The sequence below is a fragment of the Bradyrhizobium diazoefficiens genome, assembly GCF_016616235.1.
Lineage (GTDB): Bacteria > Pseudomonadota > Alphaproteobacteria > Rhizobiales > Xanthobacteraceae > Bradyrhizobium > Bradyrhizobium diazoefficiens_H.
The window spans coordinates 7,569,001-7,589,326 of sequence record NZ_CP067100.1 but is presented as its reverse complement, the minus strand read 5'-3'; the positions used below and the strand labels follow the sequence as shown (position 1 = coordinate 7,589,326).

The 20,326-nt window shown below is 65.5% G+C and carries 16 protein-coding genes; 11 read left to right on the top strand and 5 right to left on the bottom strand.

Translation table 11 applies throughout. From position 1 onward, the window contains the following. Positions 1–24 precede the first annotated feature (24 nt). Entirely contained in the window at positions 25–2,763 is a 2,739-nt protein-coding gene (gene mutS / locus JJB99_RS35610) for a DNA mismatch repair protein MutS (RefSeq protein ID WP_200496744.1), read from the bottom strand. A 216-nt stretch (positions 2,764–2,979) separates the two neighbouring features. Here mutS and pcaF point away from each other — a divergent pair, with 216 nt between their 5' ends. The 5 genes from pcaF (at position 2,980) to JJB99_RS35585 (ending at position 8,801) form a co-directional block, all read left to right on the top strand. Next, the gene (gene pcaF, locus JJB99_RS35605; RefSeq protein ID WP_200496743.1) at positions 2,980–4,188 is read left to right on the top strand and encodes a 3-oxoadipyl-CoA thiolase; all 1,209 of its coding nucleotides are present in this window, start codon (positions 2,980–2,982) and stop codon (positions 4,186–4,188) included. Positions 4,189–4,446: 258 nt separating this feature from the next. Further along, on the top strand, positions 4,447–5,148 hold the full coding sequence (gene pcaH / locus JJB99_RS35600; RefSeq protein ID WP_200496742.1) for a protocatechuate 3,4-dioxygenase subunit beta: 702 nt from the start codon (positions 4,447–4,449) through the stop codon (positions 5,146–5,148). Further along, a complete protein-coding gene (pcaG, locus tag JJB99_RS35595; protein ID WP_200496741.1) occupies positions 5,149–5,751 on the top strand; it encodes a protocatechuate 3,4-dioxygenase subunit alpha in 603 nt (200 codons plus the stop codon). Between the two features lie 223 nt (positions 5,752–5,974). Then, entirely contained in the window at positions 5,975–7,663 is a 1,689-nt protein-coding gene (locus JJB99_RS35590; protein ID WP_200496740.1) for a methyl-accepting chemotaxis protein, read from the top strand. A gap of 49 nt (positions 7,664–7,712) precedes the next feature. Continuing rightward, on the top strand, positions 7,713–8,801 hold the full coding sequence (locus tag JJB99_RS35585; protein WP_200496739.1) for a phosphotransferase: 1,089 nt from the start codon (positions 7,713–7,715) through the stop codon (positions 8,799–8,801). 94 nt (positions 8,802–8,895) lie between these two features. On the opposite strand, the gene JJB99_RS35580 is transcribed toward JJB99_RS35585, so the two are convergent. Genes JJB99_RS35580 through JJB99_RS35570 form a run of 3 tightly spaced genes read right to left on the bottom strand, consistent with a single transcriptional unit; the run spans position 8,896 to position 12,098 of the window. Beyond that, positions 8,896–10,452, bottom strand: coding sequence for an MDR family MFS transporter (locus JJB99_RS35580; protein WP_200496738.1), 1,557 nt, complete (start codon positions 10,450–10,452; stop codon positions 8,896–8,898). 4 nt (positions 10,453–10,456) lie between these two features. After that, complete coding sequence (locus JJB99_RS35575) at positions 10,457–11,623, bottom strand: HlyD family secretion protein (protein WP_200496737.1); 1,167 nt, start codon at positions 11,621–11,623, stop codon at positions 10,457–10,459. Next, the gene (locus tag JJB99_RS35570) at positions 11,616–12,098 is read right to left on the bottom strand and encodes a MarR family winged helix-turn-helix transcriptional regulator (RefSeq protein ID WP_200496736.1); all 483 of its coding nucleotides are present in this window, start codon (positions 12,096–12,098) and stop codon (positions 11,616–11,618) included. The genes JJB99_RS35575 and JJB99_RS35570 overlap by 8 nt, the downstream gene beginning before the upstream one ends. A gap of 156 nt (positions 12,099–12,254) precedes the next feature. Between JJB99_RS35570 and JJB99_RS35565 the strand changes: the two genes are divergently transcribed. The 6 genes from JJB99_RS35565 to JJB99_RS35540 all read left to right on the top strand — a co-directional run bounded on the left by JJB99_RS35565 (position 12,255) and on the right by JJB99_RS35540 (position 18,680). Continuing rightward, on the top strand, positions 12,255–12,749 hold the full coding sequence (locus JJB99_RS35565) for a Fur family transcriptional regulator (RefSeq protein ID WP_200500444.1): 495 nt from the start codon (positions 12,255–12,257) through the stop codon (positions 12,747–12,749). 35 nt (positions 12,750–12,784) lie between these two features. Beyond that, entirely contained in the window at positions 12,785–13,768 is a 984-nt protein-coding gene (locus JJB99_RS35560; protein ID WP_246775355.1) for a DMT family transporter, read from the top strand. Positions 13,769–13,911: 143 nt separating this feature from the next. Then, positions 13,912–15,195 carry a flavodoxin-dependent (E)-4-hydroxy-3-methylbut-2-enyl-diphosphate synthase gene (ispG, locus tag JJB99_RS35555; protein ID WP_200496735.1) on the top strand — a complete coding sequence of 428 codons (1,284 nt, stop codon included), beginning with the start codon at positions 13,912–13,914 and terminating at the stop codon, positions 15,193–15,195. 263 nt (positions 15,196–15,458) lie between these two features. Continuing rightward, complete coding sequence (locus JJB99_RS35550; RefSeq protein ID WP_200496734.1) at positions 15,459–16,355, top strand: TauD/TfdA dioxygenase family protein; 897 nt, start codon at positions 15,459–15,461, stop codon at positions 16,353–16,355. 171 nt (positions 16,356–16,526) lie between these two features. After that, a complete protein-coding gene (locus tag JJB99_RS35545; RefSeq protein WP_200496733.1) occupies positions 16,527–17,864 on the top strand; it encodes a Rieske 2Fe-2S domain-containing protein in 1,338 nt (445 codons plus the stop codon). Between the two features lie 3 nt (positions 17,865–17,867). Further along, positions 17,868–18,680, top strand: a complete 813-nt coding sequence (locus tag JJB99_RS35540; RefSeq protein WP_200496732.1) for an N-acetylmuramoyl-L-alanine amidase — start codon at positions 17,868–17,870, stop codon at positions 18,678–18,680. Positions 18,681–18,708: 28 nt separating this feature from the next. Here JJB99_RS35540 and JJB99_RS35535 read toward each other — a convergent pair whose 3' ends face one another. Further along, the gene (locus tag JJB99_RS35535) at positions 18,709–20,319 is read right to left on the bottom strand and encodes a Na+/H+ antiporter (protein WP_246775103.1); all 1,611 of its coding nucleotides are present in this window, start codon (positions 20,317–20,319) and stop codon (positions 18,709–18,711) included. Positions 20,320–20,326: the final 7 nt, after the last annotated feature.

Here is a 20,326-nt window from a genome sequence, read left to right as displayed (position 1 = left end):
CCACTCATTCGGGGTACGCCTCCGTCACTGTTTCGGCAGCTTGGCCTTCAGCGCATAGAGCGCATCGAGCGCCTCGCGCGGGGACATTTCGTCGGGGTGCAGCGCCTTCACCGCGTCCATCAACAGCTCCGCCTCGGTCGGCGGCGCAGCTTCCGCGGCGGCGCGCGAGGGCACCGCGAACAGCGGCAGATCATCGGCGAGCGCGCGGGCGGTCTGGCCGCGGTCCTGCGCCTCTAACTTTGCCAGCACCGATTTGGCGCGCGTGATCACGGCTGGCGGCAGGCCGGCGAGCTTGGCGACCTGGATGCCGTAGGAGCGGTCGGCCGAGCCCGGCAGCACCTCGTGCAGGAACACGACGTTGCCCTGCCATTCCTTCACCCGCACCGTGGCGTTGAACATCCGCGGCAGCTTGGCCGACAGCGCGGTCAGCTCGTGATAATGCGTCGCGAACAACGTGCGGCAGCGGTTGCTCTCGTGCAGATGCTCGATCGCGGCCCAGGCGATCGAGAGGCCGTCGAAGGTCGCGGTGCCGCGGCCGATCTCGTCGAGGATCACCAGCGCGCGCTCGCCGGCCTGGTTGAGGATCGCGGCGGTCTCGACCATCTCCACCATGAAGGTGGAGCGGCCGCGGGCGAGATCGTCGGCGGCCCCGACACGCGAGAACAGGCGGTCGACGATGCCGATCCGCGCGCGCGTCGCTGGCACGAAGCTGCCGATCTGCGCCAACAGCGCAATCAGCGCGTTCTGGCGCAGGAAGGTCGACTTGCCGGCCATGTTCGGACCGGTGAGCAGCCAGAGCTGGCCGGACTTTCGGCCAGGGGCCGGCGACAGATCGCAGGCATTGGCGATGAACGGCTCGCCATTGCGCTTGAGGGCTTGTTCGACCACGGGATGGCGGCCGGCCTCGATCGCAAAGCCGAGCGAGCCATCGACTTCCGGCCGCACATAATTGTCGTCGACCGCGAGTTTTGCCAGCGACGTCGCGACGTCGAGCAGCGCAAAAGCGTGCGCCGCCGCGCGCAGATCGTCGCTGATCTCCAGTGCTTTGGCGCAGAGCCGCTCGAAAATCTCGAGCTCGAGGTTGAGCGCGCGGTCGCCGGCATTGGCGATCTTGGCTTCGATCTCTCCCAACTCGGCAGTCGTGAAGCGCACCTGGCCCGCCAGTGTCTGGCGATGGATGAAGGTCGCGTTCAAGGGCGCCGACATCAGCTTGTCGCCGTGCTGCGCGGTGACCTCGACGAAATAGCCGAGCACATTGTTGTGGCGGATCTTGAGGGCCTTGACGCCGGTATCGTCGGCGTAGCGCGCCTGCATCGAGGCGACCACGAGGCGTGAGGCATCGCGCAGGTTTCGGGCTTCGTCGAGCGCGGGCTCATAGCCCTGGCGCACGAAGCCGCCATCGCGCTTGATCAGCGGCAGCTGCTCGTCAAGGGCGCTGGCAAACTCGGATGCGAGCTCGCGCGATGGGCGCTGCAAGGCCGCCATCACCGCGGCGATCTCCTGCGGCGGCTGCTCGAGCTCGGCAAGACGCGCCAGCACCTGGTCGGCGGCGATGATGCCGTCGCGGATGCCGGCAAGGTCGCGCGGGCCGCCACGGCCGACCGAGAGACGCGCCAGCGCGCGCGACATGTCGGGCGCGCCGCGCAAGATGCTGCGGATGTCTTCGCGCGCGGCCGAGTCGGCAACGAAGGTGCTGACGGCATCAAGCCGCCGCGCAATCGCCGGCGCATCGGTCAGCGGCGCAGCGAGGCGTTGGGCGAGCAGGCGCGATCCGGCCGAAGTCACCGTGCAGTCGATCGCATCGAGCAGCGAGCCGCGGCGCTCGCCGGCGAGCGTGCGCGTCAATTCGAGATTGGCGCGGGTGGCGGGATCGATCGCCATGGTGGCGCCGGAGGCTTCGCGCGCCGGCGGCGACAGCGGCGGGTGCCTGCCGACCTGGGTGCGGTCGACATAGGTGACGGCCGCGGCCGCGGCGGTGGCCTCCAGGCGCGTGAGCTGCGCCAGCCCGTCCATGGTCGCCACGGCAAAGTAGTCGCACAGCCGCTTCTCGGCGGTGGCGCCGTCGAAGATGTCGCGGGTCAGCGGCGTCACCGCCGGCAGTTCGCGCAAGGTCTGTCCGAGTTCGCTGTCACTATAGAGCGCGTCGGAGACGATCGCCTCGTTCGGGTTGATGCGCGCCAGCGTCGCGGCGAGTTCGCCGCCCGAACATTCCATCACGGTGAATTCGGCGGTCGAGATATCGATCCAGGCGAGGCCGAAGCGGTCGCCGCCTGCGGACGAGCGCGCCCGCGCGATCGCCAGCAGATAATTGTTGGCGCGCGCATCGAGCAGCGTGTCCTCGGTCAGCGTGCCCGGGGTGACCAGCCGCACCACGCCGCGGCGGACCACGCTCTTGTTGCCGCGCGCTTTCGCCGCCGCAGGATCCTCGGTCTGCTCGCAGACGGCGACACGATGGCCGGCTGAGATCAGGCGATGCAGATAATCCTCGGAGCGCTCGACGGGCACGCCGCACATCGGGATATCGTTGCCCTGATGCTTGCCGCGCTTGGTCAAGACGATGCCGAGCGTTTTCGAGGCGATCTCGGCGTCCTCGAAGAACAGCTCGTAGAAATCGCCCATCCGGTAGAACAGCAGCAGGCCCGGATGCGCGGCCTTGATCTCGAGGTATTGTTCCATCATCGGCGTGACCCGCGCGGCGGCTTCCGCCGGCGGCGCGGGCGCGTCGTCGGGGGGCGGAGCGGGGATCGGCTGTTGCATCGTCATGGGCGGCGCAACCTACAAAATTTCGGCACCTGCTCCTATCGGTTTGGCCGGGGAGGGCGGGTTTTCCACGCTGTCCGCACCGTGGCATGCGTGGCGAGCGTGCGCGTCCTCCGGAACACGCAGGAAACCGTCAATTGACCTGCCGCGGGCGCCCTCCTAAAACTCCGCGGACATTAAAGAATTTCGGCCGGACCGCGGCATTCAGGGAGAACAACGATGCGTGACGTCTTTATCTGCGATGCCGTACGGACCCCGATCGGCCGTTTCGGCGGCTCGCTCGCGAAGGTACGCACCGACGACCTCGCCGCAGCCCCGATCAAGGCGCTGATGGCGAAGCACCCCAACCTTGACTGGGCGCAGGTGGACGAGGTCTTCTTCGGCTGCGCCAACCAGGCTGGCGAAGACAACCGCAATGTCGCGCGCATGGCGCTGCTGCTGGCGGGCCTTCCGGATTCGGTTCCCGGCCAGACCCTGAACCGGCTCTGCGCCTCCGGTCTCGACGCGGTTGGTGCTGCGGGGCGCGCCATCCGCTCCGGCGAGATTGAGCTTGCGATCGCCGGCGGCGTCGAGTCCATGACCCGCGCGCCGTTCGTGATGGGCAAGGCGCAGGAAGCCTTTTCCCGCTCGGCCGAGATCTTTGACACCACGATTGGCTGGCGCTTCATCAATCCGCTGCTGAAGGCGCAGTACGGCGTCGATGCGATGCCGGAGACCGGCGAGAACGTCGCCGAGGAATTCCAGGTCTCGCGCGCCGACCAGGACGCTTTCGCGATCCGCTCGCAGCAGCGCGCGGGCGCCGCGATTGCGGCAGGTTACTTCACCGAAGAAATCACCCCGATCACCATTCCTGGCGGCAAGGCCGGCCCCGTCACGATCGACAAGGACGAGCATCCGCGCCCCGAGACGACGCTGGAAGGATTGGCAAAACTGAAGCCGATCGTGCGCAATCCCGGCACGGTCACCGCTGGCAATGCCTCCGGCGTCAATGACGGCGCCGCCGCCATGATCCTTGCGTCGGAAGCTGCGGTGAAGAAGCATGGCCTGACGCCGCGCGCCCGCATTCTCGGCCTCGCCTCGGCCGGCGTACCGCCGCGTATCATGGGCATCGGTCCCGTGCCGGCGACCCGCAAGCTGATGGAGCGGCTCGGCAAGAAGATCAGCGATTTCGACCTGATCGAGCTCAACGAGGCCTTCGCCTCGCAGGGCATCGCCTGCATGCGCCAGCTCGGCGTCGCCGATGATGCCGACTACGTCAATCCGCATGGCGGCGCGATCGCGCTCGGCCATCCGCTCGGCATGAGCGGTGCGCGCCTCGCGCTCACCGCCGTGCACGGCATGGAAAAGCGCGGCGGCAAGCTCGCGCTCGCCACCATGTGCGTCGGCGTCGGCCAGGGCGTGGCGGTTGCGATCGAGAAGCTGAACTGACGGTCTCTCCTCTCCCTCGCCCCGTTCTTACGGGGAGAGGGTTGGGGTGAGGGGCCTCCTCCGCGGATGAGATCGCTGTGGGACCTGTACCCCCTCACCCGGATCGCATCTCGCGATGCGATCCGACCTCTCCCCGCAAGCGGGGCGAGGTAAAGAAAGGCAGGGCCGCCAAACCCGCTTCCTCCAATTAGTTATATCCTATAATGATTGGCGGAAGCGTTGCCCGGCCGGACCAAATGGCCGGGGAGGAGTTCGCCAATGACATTCATCTATCCCACCGAGAGCAACAAGGCGCATCCGCTGCCGCTGTCGCCCGACTACAAGAGCTCGATCAAGCGCGCGCCGAACAAGCCCTTGATCCCGATGCGCCACACCCTGTCCGAGCTGACCGGTCCGGTCTACGGCCATGAGACCGTGCGCGAGGGCGACAACGACCTCACCACCCAGCACAGCGGCGAGCCGATCGGCGAGCGCATCATCGTCCACGGCCATGTCCGCGACGAGGACGGCCGCGGCGTGCCCAATTCGCTGGTCGAGATCTGGCAGGCCAATTCCTGCGGCCGCTATGTCCATGTCCGCGACCAGCATCCGGCGCCGCTCGATCCGAATTTCACCGGTGCGGGCCGCACCGTGAGCGATGCTGCCGGCTATTACCGCTTCGTCACCATCAAGCCGGGCGCCTACCCCTGGGGCAATCACCACAACGCCTGGCGTCCCGCCCACATCCATCTATCGGTGTTCGGCCATTCCTTCGTCACGCGCCTGGTGACGCAGATGTACTTCCCGAACGACCCGCTGTTCCCGTTTGATCCGATCTTCAACTCGGTGCCGGACGAGAAGGCGCGGGCGCGCATGGTTTCCTCGTTTGATCTCGAGAACACCCAGCCCGAATGGGCGCTGTGCTACCGCTTTGACATCGTGCTGCGCGGCAAGAACGCCACGCCTATGGAGAACCATTAAGTGCAGGACAATGTGAAGGACAGCGGGATCACGCCATCGCAGACCGTCGGTCCGTTCTTCAAATACGGCCTGACTCCGAACGGCGAATACGCCTGGAACGACGCGTTCACCAACTCGACGTTGACGCCCGATGTCAGCGGCGACCGCATCCGCATCGAGGGCCGGGTGTTCGACGGCGACGGCGTCGTCGTGCCTGATGTCATGCTGGAGATCTGGCAGGCGGACGCGCAGGGCCGCTTTGCCGACCCGCAGGACAAGCGCGCGCTGCCGAACGCCAGCTTCCGCGGCTTTGCTCGCTGCGGCACCGACAAGGATGGCAATTATTCGTTCGACACCATCAAGCCGGGCGTGGTGCCGGATCCCGACGGCAAGCCGCAGGCGCCGCACATCGTGCTCGCAGTGTTCGGGCGCGGCATGCTGCGGCACCTCTACACCCGGATCTATTTCAGCGACGAAGCCGGCAACGCCGATGACCCCGTGCTGGCGTTGGTGCCGGCCGACCGCCGCGCCACGCTGACCGCCGTGCGCGAAGCGGACAGAGCGGTCTATCGCCTCGACCTGCGCCTGCAGGGCGACCACGAGACGGTGTTCTTCGACATGTAACTCCAGTGCCGTCCCGGACAAGCGCAGCGAAGCAGAGCGCTGGTCCGGGAGGAGGGCGGCGGAGGGGCGGGCAGTCCTCCGTATCTGAAGTCACTCGCCCCGACGCCTTTTCCCGTAGTTTTCCGGTGCCCGCGCCGTACAATCTTTGCGTGAAGCAATCCCGTGTTTACCGCAGTCGTTTAGGATCCATTTGGATTTCTGACCGGCACCATTGGATTGTTCCATGAAAATTCGTCTTTCGCTTTCCTCCGCGATCATTGCGTTCGGGATCGTTCTCGCCATCGGCTTCACCGCGGTGGTCTCCACCAGCCTCTATGCCCTGCGCGAGCTCAAGGTCGGCGGCCCGCTCTATTCCGATATCAAGCTCGGCAACGACCTCATCGCCGACATCCTGCCCCCGCCGGAATATGTCATCGAGGCCTATCTCGAGGCCACGCTGGCCATGCGCGAGCCGGACCAGCTGGGGGCCCATGGCGAACGGCTGGTCCAGCTCCGCAAGGATTACGACGAGCGCAAGGCGTTCTGGACCGGCTCCAGCCTGTCGGCCGACCTGAAGACCGCCCTGGTGTCGAAGTCCGACGCCGAGGTGCAGAAATTCTGGAAGGCGTCCGACCAGCTCCTGCCAGCCCTCAAGGCCAAGGACATGGCCGCTGCCGAACGCGCCTATGCGCAGCTCAAGGACGCCTACACCGCGCATCGCGCCGTCATCGACAGCATCGTCGAGAGCGCCAACAAGCAGAATGCCGCCATGGAGAAGCTGGCGGCGGATCGCGACAGTTCGATGCTCTATGTGCTCCTCGGCGTCTCCGCTGCCGTCCTCGCCTTCATTGCCGCGGGCCTGCTCGGCGTTGCGCTTGGCGTGGTGCGCCCGATCGTGCGCATGACGGATACGATGCAGAAGCTCGCGACCGGCGATCTCGCCGTCGAGATTCCGTTCGCGCACCGCCAGGACGAGGTCGGCTCGATGGCGGGGGCGCTCCAAGTGTTCAAGCAGGGGGCGGTCGAGAATTCCCGTCTGCGCGAGGAGCAGTTGCGCAAGGAGCAGGAGGCCGCGCTGGCCAAGCGCGGCGCCCTGCATCAGATGGCCGAGACCGTCGAGCGCGAGACCGGCCGCTCGGTCGACACCGCGAGTGCGGCGAGCCAGGGCGTCGAGCGGGCCGCCTCCAGCCTGTCCGAGATCGCGAGATCGCTGTCCGCGCAGTCGCAGGCGGTGGCGGCGGCTTCCACCCAGGCGCTGGGCAGCTCGCAGACCGTCTCGGCGGCGGCCGAGGAGCTGAGCGCCTCGATCCGGGAGATCGCAACCCAGGTGGCGCGCACCTCGACGGTCACCAAATCGGCGGTCGCCGGCCGCGAGCAGGCGCGGTCGACCATCCAGGCGCTGGCGGGCGCGGTGAAGAAGATCGCGGAAGTCTCCGACCTCATCGGCGGAATCGCCGGCCAGACCAATCTGCTGGCGCTCAACGCCACGATCGAGGCTGCGCGCGCCGGCGAGGCGGGCCGCGGCTTCGCGGTGGTCGCCGCCGAGGTGAAATCGCTGTCGGACCAGACCGCCAAATCCACCGAGGAGATCGGGCGCCTGATTGCCGAGATTCAGGCTTCGACGCAGGCTGCCGTGGATGCCGTCGAAACCATGGGAGGCCACATCGTCGAGATCGACGGCGTGGCGACATCGGTCGCTGCGGCGATGGAGGAGCAGGACGCCGCGACCCGGGAGATCGCCCGGTCGATCTCGGAATCGGCGTCCGCGGCGAAGGAAGTCTCTGCCAAGATCGGCAATGTCAGCCGCGACGCCGCCTCCGTGAACGAGCGCGCCGCGGAGGTCAGGCAGGCGATCGCCGGCATGGCGGCCAATCTCGAACAGCTCCGCTCGGTCGTGGTTCGCACCGTGCGGGATTCGACCGCGGCGGCGTGACGCCGGGCATCGGGCCGTCCGCTGGTGCTGGGACTCGTGATCGTGCAGTATGGCGCGGGGCAGGGGCATCATGGCTATGACACCTCCACGACTGCCGGCCGTGCTTGAGCCGGCCCAACTGACAGCCGCGCTGCGCAAGGCCGGCGTGCTGGATGCTGGTGCCGTCCGAGAGGTGAAGGTGCTGCACCAGCGCGACACCGTCGTGTCGCACATCATCCGCCTCGGCCTCCGCTATGTCGGGGAGTCCTCCGGCGCGCCGCAATCGCTGATCCTGAAGACGGCCCATGCCGCTTTCGCAAAATCGCTTGCCGATGCCGGTCGGCACGAGGTGGCCTTCTACACACAGCTTGCGCCGAGCATGCCGCAGGGGCTCGCGCCGCGCTGCTTCGACGGGAGCTTCGACGAGGAGACCCAGGCCTGGCATCTCCTGCTCGAAGATCTCACCGACAGCCATGTGGTCGCAACCCAATGGCCGCTGCCGCCGTCGCGTGAGCAGGCGATGGCCATCATGACGACACTGGCGCGCTGGCATGCGGCATGGTGGGACCATCCCGGTCTGGGTGACACCGTCGGCAGCTGGGCGAGCGCCGAGGACCGTGCGCAGCACATGGAGACCTTCGCCGGTCATTATGACCGTTTTGCCGATCTGCTCGGCGACCGCCTCGCCGAAGAGCGCCGCACCCTCTATCGCCGCCTGATCGAGCATTCGGCCCGGCTGTCCCAGCGCTATCAGTCACGGCGTCACATCAGCATTGCCCATGGCGATGCTCATATCTGGAATTTCCTGCTGCCGCGCCCGGGCGCCGCAGATACCGTGCGCATGTTCGATTTCGACCAGTGGCGCATCAACGTGCCGACGACTGACCTCGCCTACATGATGGCGATCCAATGGTATCCGGAGCAACGGCAGGCCCTCGAGCGGCCGTTGCTCAATCGCTACCACGAGATGCTGATGGCCAACGGTATCAGCGGCTACACGCGCGGCGCGCTCGATCAGGACTATCGTCTGTCGGTGCTCTGGCAGATCACCAAGCCGGTCTGGCAATGGAGCATCAACATCCCGCCGCTGATCTGGTGGAATAATCTGGAGCGGGTGATGATGGCAGTCGAGGATCTGGGCTGCGAGGAGTTGTTGTAGGAACTCGCGCCCGGTATTCCAGAGACGTTCGTGGGATGCGGAAAGGCCGCGGCTTACGGGATGCCCCGGTGAAGCCGGGGCATGACACCTGTGGCTACTCCAGCACCGCGTGTTCCGGTCCGGCCGCCTGCTTGCGCAGCGTCGCCTTGGTGGAGCCGATCATCAGCGCCAGCGGGATGGTGCAGAGGATGAAGATCATGATGACCTGGTAGTCATGCGCGAACGCGATGATCTGCGCCTGCACGTTCACCATCCGGTCCGCCAGGGCGCGGCCGGCATCGGTCGAGAGGTTGAGCAGGCCGCGGACGTCGGGCATCTGGAGGGCGTGGTTGAACGGGTTGATGTGCTCGGACAGGATCGCGTAGGTCTTGCGCGTGCCCTGCGTCAGCTCGGCAATCACGATGGAGATGCCGACCGAGCTTGCGACGTTGCGCAGCAGCGTCAGCATCGAGGTGCCGTCGGTGCGCAAATGGTTCGGCAGCGTCAGGAACGCCACCGTCGAGAGCGGCACGAAGACGAGGCCGAAGCCGAAGCCCTGGATCACGCTGACGATGACGATCTCCGGAACCTGGGTCTGGTCGGTCCAGCCGGTCATCTGGAACAGCGAGGCCGCCGTCAGCGTCAGGCCGGCGATGATCAGCGTGCGCGCCTCGATGTAGCGCATGATGCGGCCGACCATCATCATCGCGAAGAAGGTGCCGAAGCCACGGCTTGCGAGCAGTCCGCCGGCGGTGATGATGGGATAGCCGATGACGTTCTGCAAGTAAGGCGAGGCCAGCGCCATGGTCGAGTACAGCACGAGGCCCATCACCGTCATGAAGATGCAGCCGGTCAGGAAGTTGCGATCCCGAAACAGCGAGAATTGGATGAACGGCCGCGATGTCGTCAGGGAGTGCGCGAAGAAGTAATAGAAGGCGATGCCCGAGATGATGAATTCGGTCACGATCTCCACCGACTCGAACCAGTCGAGCTGCTCGCCGCGGTCGAGCGCGAGCTGGAGCGCGCCGATCGCAATCGCCAGCGCGCCGAAGCCGAACCAGTCGAACTTGAGGCTGAGGTTCTTCTCGGTCTCGTCCATGAAGACGGCGAGCCCCAGCACGGTGATCGCACCGAACGGCAGATTGACGAAGAACACCCAGTGCCAGGAATAGGTCTCGGTGAGCCAGGCGCCGAGCGATGGACCCATGATCGGCCCCATCATCACGCCCATGCCCCAGATCGACATCGCCTTGGCGCGTTCCTGGAGCGTGTAATAGTCGAGCATCACCGACTGCGACAGCGGCACCAGCGCTGCACCGAACACGCCTTGCAGCAGGCGGAACAGCACCATCTGGTTGATGTCCTGCGCGAGGCCGCACAGCACGGATGCGAAAGTGAAGCCGGCCGAGCAGATGATGAAGATGCGCTTGCGACCGAAGCGGTTGGATATCCACCCCACCGGCGCCGTCATGATCGCGGCGGCGACGATGTAGGAGGTCAGCACCCAGTTGATCTGGTCCTGCGAGGCCGACAGCGTGCCCTGCATGTAGGGCAACGCGACGTTGGCGATGGTGGTGTCCAGCGCCTGCATGATGGTCGCGGTCATGGCGCAGATCGTCACCATGTTCCGGCGCAGGCCGGGCACCATCAGGCTGGCATTGGGACCGGACATCGGATCAGTCCTCCTTGTCCTGAGCCGCTGTCGCCGACAGGCCGAACAGGCCGGCGAGCGAGCGCTTGTGGCCGGTGTCGATGGTGGCATAGACGCTCATGCCGGCCTTCAGCTTCCGCACGTAGTTGTCGGTCTCGTCGAAATAGATCCGGACCGGCACGCGCTGCACGACCTTGACGAAATTGCCGGTGGCGTTCTGCGGCGGCAGGATCGCGAATTGCGCGCCCGTGCCGGGCGAGAGCGAGCCGATCTTGCCCTTGAAGACGTGGTTCGGGAACGCGTCGACCTCGAGGGTGACAGGCTGTCCCTCGGTGACATAGGTGAGGTCGCTCTCCTTCGGGTTGGCGTCGACCCAGGGGTGGGCGGCGTCGATGATGGAAAACACCGGCGTGCCGGCGGCCACGAAGCGGCCGAGCTGGATCTGGTCCACCTGTGTCGCAATGCCATCCATCGGCGCCCGCAGCACAGTGTGGTCGAGATTGCGCTGGGCGTCTTCGAGCTTGGCCTTGGCCTGGACGTAAGGCGGGAATTTTTCCAGCGGCAGCTCGGGGTCGCCGAGCAACTGCGTCTTGGCGTTGGAGAGCTGCTGCTTGATGAACTGCGCCTGCGCGCCTGCGGTCACCAGCGCGTTCGAGGCGTTGTCGAGATCGAGCTGCGAGCCGTAATTGTTCTTCACCAGCGCCTGCTTCCGCTCGACGTCGCGCTGCTTCAAGTCGACGCCCTTCTGGGCGAGATCGAGCATGTCGCCGTAGATCTTGATGTTGGCGATGAGGTTGTCGTAGGTGGTCCGCGCCTGGGCGAGTTGCGCCTTGGCCTCGTCCACCGCGAGGCGGAACGGCACCGGATCGATCTCGAACAGCTCGTCGCCCTGCTTGACCGACTGGCCCTCCTTCACCACGACCTTCTGGATCTTGCCCGAGATGTCGGGCGTCACCAGCACCTTCTGCGCGCCGACATAGGCATCGTCAGTGCCGACATAGCGGCCGCCATTGAGATAGAAGGTGAGGCCGCCGATCGCGACGACGACAGGCAGCACGACCATCAGCAGGAAGCGGCGATAGCGGCGCAGGCCGGCTACGAAGCGGCGGCGCGGGTCGGTGCCGGCCTTCTTGGTCGGCTTGCCGCTGTCGGCCTTCTGCTCGGGCTGAAATTTGAGAACCTGATCAGCCATAGCGCTGCTCCTTACGCGCTTGTTCCGCCCCAGAGGCCTGGATCGCGTTGCGCACGTTTTCCTTGATTGTTTCGAGTTGGGTGAGGAGGCGGTGGGCGTCCGCCGGATTGATGCCGTCGAGCGCGTTCGCCGTGAGCTCGGATTTCAGGCCGCTCATCTTGCCGAGCAACTGCCGTCCGGCTTTCTTGAGAAAAAGGCGGTTGACGCGGCGGTCCTTGGCATCGCTGCGCCGTTCGATCCAGTCGTTGTCACAGAGCTTGTCGATCAGCCGCGTCAGCGTGATCGGCTGCATCTCCAGCAGCTCGGCGAGTTCCGATTGCTTCATGCCCTCGCTGCGCTCGACCTTGGACAGCACCGCCCATTGCGCGCGGGTGATACCGAAGCGCGAGGCCTCCTTGTCGGCATAGACGCGCAGCAGGCGGTAGAGTTCGCCGAGCGTGAACAGGAAGTTCTGGTCGACAGACCCGCGGGTCATAAGCTTGGTCTCCAATGAGCTTGGGATATAATAAGCAAGCTTATGATTATTTCATGGCGGATTAACGCGATGCTGTCCCGCAGCAACAGCATGGCTGGCAGCCGCGCTGCGGTCGCGCTTTGGGTTCCATCGCCAAAATGCTACAACACTGCCGACATGACCCTCGCAAAGCCGGCCTTTCCCGCGCCCGACCATGACCACGGCCGCTGCACTGCGGATGCGCTGGCGCATGCCGAGGCGGTTTGCGGGGCTCGCGCGCAGAAATTCACGCCGATCCGGCGCCAGGTGCTGGGGGCCTTGCTCTCCAGCCACCGTCCGCTCGGCGCCTACGAGGTGATCGACGAACTGGCAAAATCGATGCCGCGGCCGGCGCCGATCACGGTGTATCGTGCGCTCGATTTCCTGATGGCCAACGGCCTCGTGCACCGCATCGAAAGCCGCAACGCCTATCTCGCCTGCGCCGCCCACGACCACGATTCGACCTCGGCGGTGGCGTTCCTGATCTGCGAGCGCTGCGGCCTCGTCGGCGAGATTCCGTCGGGCTCCTTCGCCAAGGACCTCAACGCCGCGGCGCGCAGCTCAGGCTTCGCTCCCAAATTGTCCGTGGTGGAGATCACGGGCGTCTGCACCCATTGCCAGAAAGCTGCATAAAGCAACAACGGCGCAAAGCCGGATCCCAGGAAGACATGTCCGCACCTCAAGCCATCCCGTCCGCCGGTCGCCCCCTCAGTGCCGGCGCCATCGCCCTGATGCTCATGCTGTGCCTGACCTGGGGCTTCAACCAGATCGCGGTGAAGCTGGTGCTGCCGGATGTTCCGCCGATGCTGCAGGCGATGATCCGCTCGATCGGCGCGCTGCCGGTGCTGTTCCTGGTCGGCACGTTTCGCGGCGTCAAATTCTTCGAGAATGACGACACCTGGAAGCCCGGCCTCATCGCCGGACTGATGTTCGGCATCGAGTTCGTGCTGATTTTCCAGGGCCTGCGCCTGACCTCAGCCTCCCGCGCGGTCGTGTTCCTCTACACCGCGCCATTCTTCGTCGCGCTCGGCTCCTACCAGATGCTCGGCGAGCGGCTGGGCGGGTCGCAATGGCTGGGATTGGCGATCAGCTTTGCCGGCGTCGCGCTCGCGATCGGCGTCCCGCAGGCCAATGTGGATACGCACGTTCTGCTCGGCGATCTCATGATCGTCGGTGGCGCGTCGCTCTGGGCTGCGACCACGCTGGTCGCCAAGGGCACGCGACTGCGCTTTGCCGCGCCCGAGAAAGCGCTGGGCTATCAGGTCGCGACCTCGATTCCGATCCTGGGCGCGGCTGCCTGGCTGTTCGGCGAATCCATCACCCACACGCCGTCGCCGCTTACCCTTGGCCTCTTGGCCTTTCAGGCGATCTGGGTGGTGGGAACCACGTTCACGCTTTGGTTCGCACTGGTGAAGACCTATTCGGCCAGCAAATTGTCGGCTTTTACCTTCATCACCCCTTTGTTTGGCGTGGTGGGTAGCTATTTCATCATGCACGACACCTTGAGCCTGGCGTTCGGGGCGGCTGCCGTCCTTGTAATTGCTGGGCTTTTTCTGGTTAACCGTCCGAGTGCGGCCGTTCAGGAGCTCCCTCTCCCGCTGCCGCGAGCTCGTAAGGGAGCGCCTGAACCGGAGGCCGCACTCGATTCATAAGTTCTTGGTATCCTTTTGAATTCGAAGTTCGCTCAGAGGCGCCGCGAGGGAGGCGAACTTCGAATTCAAAGGGATACCGCCAAGTGGCTGCGGCGCCGCGCGATGCATTGCTGAACGCCACCAAAACCTGATATTTGGACCCCATGAACAAGCTCGAAACCTCCATCGATTCCGACCTCGCGGGCCCGGCGCCCCGGCACCAGACCACCCAGGTGAAGGTTGGCGACGTCGCCGTTGGCGGCGGTGCGCCGATCGTCGTGCAGTCGATGACGAACACCGACACCGCCGATATCGACGGCACCATCGCCCAGGTCGCAGCGCTCGCGCGCGCCGGCTCCGAAATGGTCCGCATCACCGTGGACCGCGAGGAAGCCGCCGCCGCTGTTCCGCACATCCGCGACGGCCTCGCCAAGCGCGGCATCACCACGCCGCTGATCGGCGATTTCCACTATATCGGCCACAAGCTGCTCGCCGAGCATCCGGCCTGCGCCGAGGCGCTCGCCAAGTACCGCATCAATCCCGGCAATGTCGGCTTCAAGGACAAGCGCGATACCCAGTTCGCCGACATCATCGAGATCGCCAACAAGAACAACAAGCCGGTCCGCATCGGCGCCAATTGGGGCTCGCTCGATCAGGAGCTGCTGACCAAGCTGATGGACGAGAACGCCGCGTCGCCGAATCCGCGCGACGTGCGCGCGGTGACGCGCGAGGCGATGGTGCAGTCGGCGCTGCTCTCGGCGGCGCGGGCCCAGGAACTCGGCATGCCCAAGGATCGCATCATTCTCTCCGCAAAAGTCTCGGCGGTGCAGGATCTGATCGCGGTCTATCAGGACCTCGCGTCGCGCTCGGATTACGCCATCCATCTCGGCCTCACCGAGGCTGGCATGGGCTCGAAGGGCATCGTCGCCTCCTCGGCCGCGCTCGGCATCCTGTTGCAGCAGGGCATCGGCGATACCATCCGCATTTCGCTGACGCCGGAGCCCGGCGGTGACCGCACCCGCGAGGTGCAGGTCGCCCAGGAACTCTTGCAGACCATGGGCTTCCGCACCTTCGTGCCGCTGGTTGCGGCGTGCCCCGGCTGCGGCCGCACCACCTCGACCACATTCCAGGAGCTCGCCCGCTCGATCCAGGATTTCATCCGCGACGAGATGCCGGCCTGGAAAACGAAATATCCCGGCGTCGAGGAGCTCAACGTCGCCGTGATGGGCTGCATCGTCAACGGCCCCGGTGAATCCAAGCACGCCAATATCGGCATCTCGCTGCCCGGCACCGGCGAAGCGCCGGCCGCGCCCGTGTTCGTCGACGGCAAGAAGTTCCGCACCCTGCGCGGCCCCGGCATCGCCGCCGACTTCAAGGCGCTGGTGATCGACTATATCGACCAGCGCTACGGCCAGGGCGCCAAGGTGCCGGTGACCGCGGCGGAGTGACGTCACTCCGCTAGCGCGACAGCCTCAGCTGTCGTCCCGGACAAGCGCGCCCTAAGCGCGCGCCGATCCGGGATCCATAACCGCGACGTTTCGTGGTCATGGCAGGCTGTCACTCCGAGTCTTCGTCAGCCTTAATCCTGTGGTTATGGATGGCGGATCTGCGCTTGCGCTTGTCCGGGATGACGGCTGTGTTTGCGGCGCAGATTGCGCTTCTGCCACCAAGAGCTACCATGTTCCCAATCAAGACGATCGGGAGACACGCCATGAGCTCACTCGCCGGCAAGCAGGGCCCGCGCTATCGCCACACGGCCGAGGACGGCGCGCCGTATGAAACCATCGCTGTCGAGAAACTGACCCCCGTCATCGGTGCGGAAATCTCCGGCGTCGACATCGGCCAGCTCGTCGATGGCGACGCCCGCTCTATCAGGCAGATGGACGAGATCCATCGCGCGCTTGCCGAAAACCTCGTCATCTTCCTCCGCGACCAGCACATCACGCCGAAGCAGCATTTGGCCTTCGGCCGTAAGTTCGGCGAATTGCATTTCCATCCCGCTGCGCCGCACGAGGATGAAGATCCGGCGCTGATGAAGATCTACGCCGACAAGAACTCGCCGCGCGCCAACGGCGAGGCCTGGCACTCCGACGTGTCCTGCGATCTCGAGCCGCCGATGGGCTCGATCCTCTACATCAAGCAATGCCCGCCGCGCGGCGGCGACACGCTGTTCGCCAACATGTACGCGGCCTATGAGGCGTTGTCGGACCGCATGAAGGCCTATCTCGACGGGCTGACTGCGCTGCATGACGGCGAGCCGATCTATCGCGGGCTCTATGCGAATTACGGCGTCGCCGACCGCCCGTCCTATCCGAGTGCCGAGCATCCCGTGGTGCGCACCCATCCGGTCACGGGCCGCAAGGCGCTCTACGTCAACCGCGGCTTCACCCGCCACATCAACGGCATCCCCCGCGACGAGAGCGACGCGATGCTGGCCTATCTCTACCAGCACGCCGAGAACCCGCTGTTCCAGTGCCGCTTCCGCTGGACCGAGAACGCCATTGCGTTCTGGGACAACCGCTGCACCCAGCACCGCGCGATGTGGGACTACTGGCCGCACACCCGTTCGGGCACGCGCGTGACCGTGAACGGGGAGCGGCCGGTGTAGCAAACAGTGCGGTAGGCTGGCAAAGCGAAGCGTGCCCACCATCCGCAATCTCCGCGAAATCGGTGGACACGTTGCTTTTGCGACTTTGTCAGCCCTACGGTAGATTCTCCGCGTTGACGTCTTCGCGCTGCCGCGCCAATCTTCCCAAAAAATAAATCGGGAGGATCCGCCATGCTCCGCGCCGAGGATAACAAGTTCCTGACCGAGTCCGGTCCCGGGACGGGGATGGGTGAGCTGCTGCGCCGCTTCTGGATTCCCGTCCTGCTGTCCGAAGAACTCCCCGAGCCCGACGGCGAGCCGAAGAAGATCACGGTGCTCGGCGAGGAGCTGCTCGCTTTCCGTGACAGCAGAGGTGTCGTCGGCGTCATCGACCAATACTGCCCGCACCGCGGCGCCAATCTCTGGCTCGGGCGCAACGAGGAATGCGGTATCCGCTGTGTCTATCACGGCTGGAAGTTCGACACCGACGGTCGATGCGTCGACATGCCGACGTCGTATCCGGATCTCAACGCCAAGGACCTGATCCGCATCAAGTCCTATCCGGCGCGCGAATGGGGTGAGATGATCTGGGCCTATATGGGCCCCGCTGACGCCATGCCCGAGCTGCCCGATCTCGAAATGGCGCTGCTGCCGGCCTCGCATCGCCATGTCAGCAAGAAATGGCAGGACTGCAACTGGGTGCAGGCGCTGGAAGGCTCGATCGACACGGCGCATTTCACCTTCGCCCATCTCTCCTTCGACAAGGAGGAGAACGAGATTCTCGACATCAAGAAGCATTTTGTGAATCCGCTCGCGCGGATGTCGAGCGATCACATGCGCTGGATCGCGGAAGACCCGCGTCCCGTGATCAAGATCAGCGCGCACGAGGCGGGGCTGACGATTGCCGGCGGCCGGCTCACCGGTGGCGACAACATCTACTGGCGCATTGCGCAGTTCCTGATGCCGTTCCACGCCTATGCGCCGAGTGCGATGCCGGGCGAGAACATCTTTGGCCAGACCTTCGTTCCCGTCACCGACACCAATTGCTGGATCTACACCTATGCGTGGAATCCGGAACGGCCGCTGACGCAAGCCGAGCGCGACGCATATGACCGCGGCAACGGCGTGATCGCGGAGGTCGACGAAAACTATGTGCCGCTGCGCCACAAGGGCAACGATTATCTGATCGACCGCAAGCTCCAGAAGACCAGGAGCTACACCGGCATCAAGGGCGTCTCTGAGCAGGATGCTGCCGTGCAGGACAGCCAGGGCCCGATCGCCGACCGCACCCGCGAGCATCTGGGCCCGACCGATCTCGGCATCATGCATTTCCGCAAAGTCGTGATGGACCTGGCGCGCGCGCTTCAACAGGGCGAGCCGCCGCCGCAGGCCGCCCATCAGGATCGTTATGCGGTGCGCTCCGGCGCCTGCGTCACGAGCAAAGCCAAGGATCTGCCCGCGGTGATGCTGGAGCGTTTCGGCGATGTCGCGGGCTTCGTCGGCCGTCCCAGGATCGCGGCAGCGGAGTAGCGCTTGAGGCTATCGCGCTGGATCATCGCGGGGCTGGTCGCGTCGATCCTGCTGCCGTCGCTTGTGGCTGTTGATAGCGGTCAAGCCGCTGCGGCGCGAAAGGTTGCGAAACCCAGGCCGAAACCGCAGTCATCGGCCAAATGCGAGATGTCGAAATTCCGGATCGTCGTGGATGTCGGGCACACCCCGGACTCCTACGGCGCATTGAGCGCGCGCAATGATCCGGAATTCGGCTTCAACCTTCACCTCGCAAGACTCATCACGGCCAGACTCACGTCCGAAGGCTTTGCCGCAACCCGCCTGCTCGTCACGGACGGCAAGGCGCGGCCGAGCCTGTTCAAACGCGTCAATGCCGCGAATGACGGCCGGGCCGATCTGTTCCTGTCGATCCACCACGATTCGGTGCCGGATAAATTGCTCGAGACCTGGGAATTCGAGGGCGTAAAGAGCTATTTCAGCGACCGCTTCTCCGGCTATTCATTGTTCGTCTCGCGGCAGAACCCGCACTTCACCACCAGCCTGATGCTGGCGCGGATGATCGGCCGGCAGTTGAAAGAGCAAAGCCTGCATTACGCCAGCCAGTACACCCTGCCGGTGATGGGCCGTTACCGGCATCAGCTGCTCGACAAGGATGTCGGCGTCTACCGCTATGATGGACTCGTCGTGCTGTCGCGGACGCGGAGTGCTGCCGTACTGCTCGAGGCCGGCTCGATCATCAACCGCGACGAGGAGATGGAGATGAATTCGCCGGAGCGGCAGGAGCTGATGGCGCAAGCTGTGGCGGCAGCAGTCGGGGAGTTCTGCGAGAGGCGATAGCTGCTGCTACGCTCGCAATGACGGGCTGCTACAGCGGCGCCCCCCGATACTCCCGGTTTGCCAGGCTCGCCTCCTCCAGATCGAGGTCGCGCTCGATCCGGCGGCGCGTCTCGTCGGTGATCTCGCCGTTGCGCAGGAGATCGTGGATGAATTTGCGCTCGGCGGCGATCAGCTCGCGGGTCAGCGCGGTGCCGGCGGCGGAAACGTCGTGATAGGTGGGATCGAGCGCATCGGGGAGCTGATTGACACGGATCTCGTGGCGCGCGCGCAACAGGCGCATCACCTCGTCGGACACTTCTTTCTCCGCGGTGAGCGCGTCGAGCGATTTCAGTGCGGCGTCGAGGGCCTGGCGGCGCGCGGCGATCTCGGCCTCGTGCTCGGCGACATGCTCGTTGCGCCCAGCCTCGGCGACGCCGAGCCAGTGCACCACCGGCGGCAGCGTCAGGCCGACACCGATCAGCGTGACGAAGATGACGCCGAAGGCGACGAACAGGATCAGGTCGCGATAGGGGAAGGCCTCGCCGCTGGGCAGCGTGAACGGCAGCGCCAGCGCGGCCGCCAGCGACACGGCGCCGCGGACGCCGGTGAATGCGAGCGCGAAGGGCCATTGCCATGGCGGCGAGGGGTCGCGCTCGCGCAGCGACTTGCTGAGCATCCGCGGCAGATAGGTCGCCGGATAGAGCCAGGCGAAGCGGGCGATCACGATGATCAGCAGGACGACGGCGGTCGCGATCAGGACGTCCTCGAGCGGAAACGCCTTCGACTTCTCATAGAGCGCGCGCATCTGGAAGCCGGTGAGCAGGAACAGCAGGCCCTCGATCAGGTAAATGATGAGATCCCAGAAGAAGATGCCTTGCAGGCGCGTCGCCGACGAGATCAGCAGCGGGCCGTTCCAGCTGACATAGAGGCCGCAGGCCACCGTCGCGATCACGCCGGAGCCGCCGACATGCTCGGGCAGCCAGTAGGACACGTACGGCGTGATCAGCGACAGCGTCAGCTCGACCTGCGGGTCCCCGGACCATTTGCGGAAGCGCAGGGAAAGCCAGCCGACGCCGATGCCGAAGGCGATCTCGCCGGCGACGATGAGGGCGAACTCGCCCGCCGCCAGCGGCAGCGAGAAATGGCCGACCATGATGGCCGCGAGCGCGAAACGGTAGAGGATCAGCGCGGTGGCGTCATTGGCGAGCCCCTCGCCCTCGAGGATGACGAGGAGCCGGCGCGGCATGTTCAGCCGGCGCGCGATCGCGAGCGGCGCCACCACGTCGGGCGGCGCGACAATGGCCCCGAGCAGGAAGCCGATGGTCCAGGGCAGGCCGATCAGATAGTGCGTGGCGGCGGCCACCATGGCCGCCGTGAAGATCACCGCGCCGACCGCGAGCAGCACGATCGGGCGCAGATTGTTTCTGAACTCGCGCCAGCTCATCGCGACGCTCGCCGAGTAGATCAGCGGCGGCAGCACCATCAGCAGCACTAGCTCCGGCGGCAGTTCGACCGGTGGCATGCCCGGCACGAAGGCGAGGCCGACGCCGGACAGCATCAGCAGGATGGCGGGCGCGATATTGAAGCGGCGGGCGGCGAGCGCGGTGCCCGCCAGCACCGCGAGCAGGATGAGGAAGGTCTGGAATTTCGCTGCGATCATGGCCTGT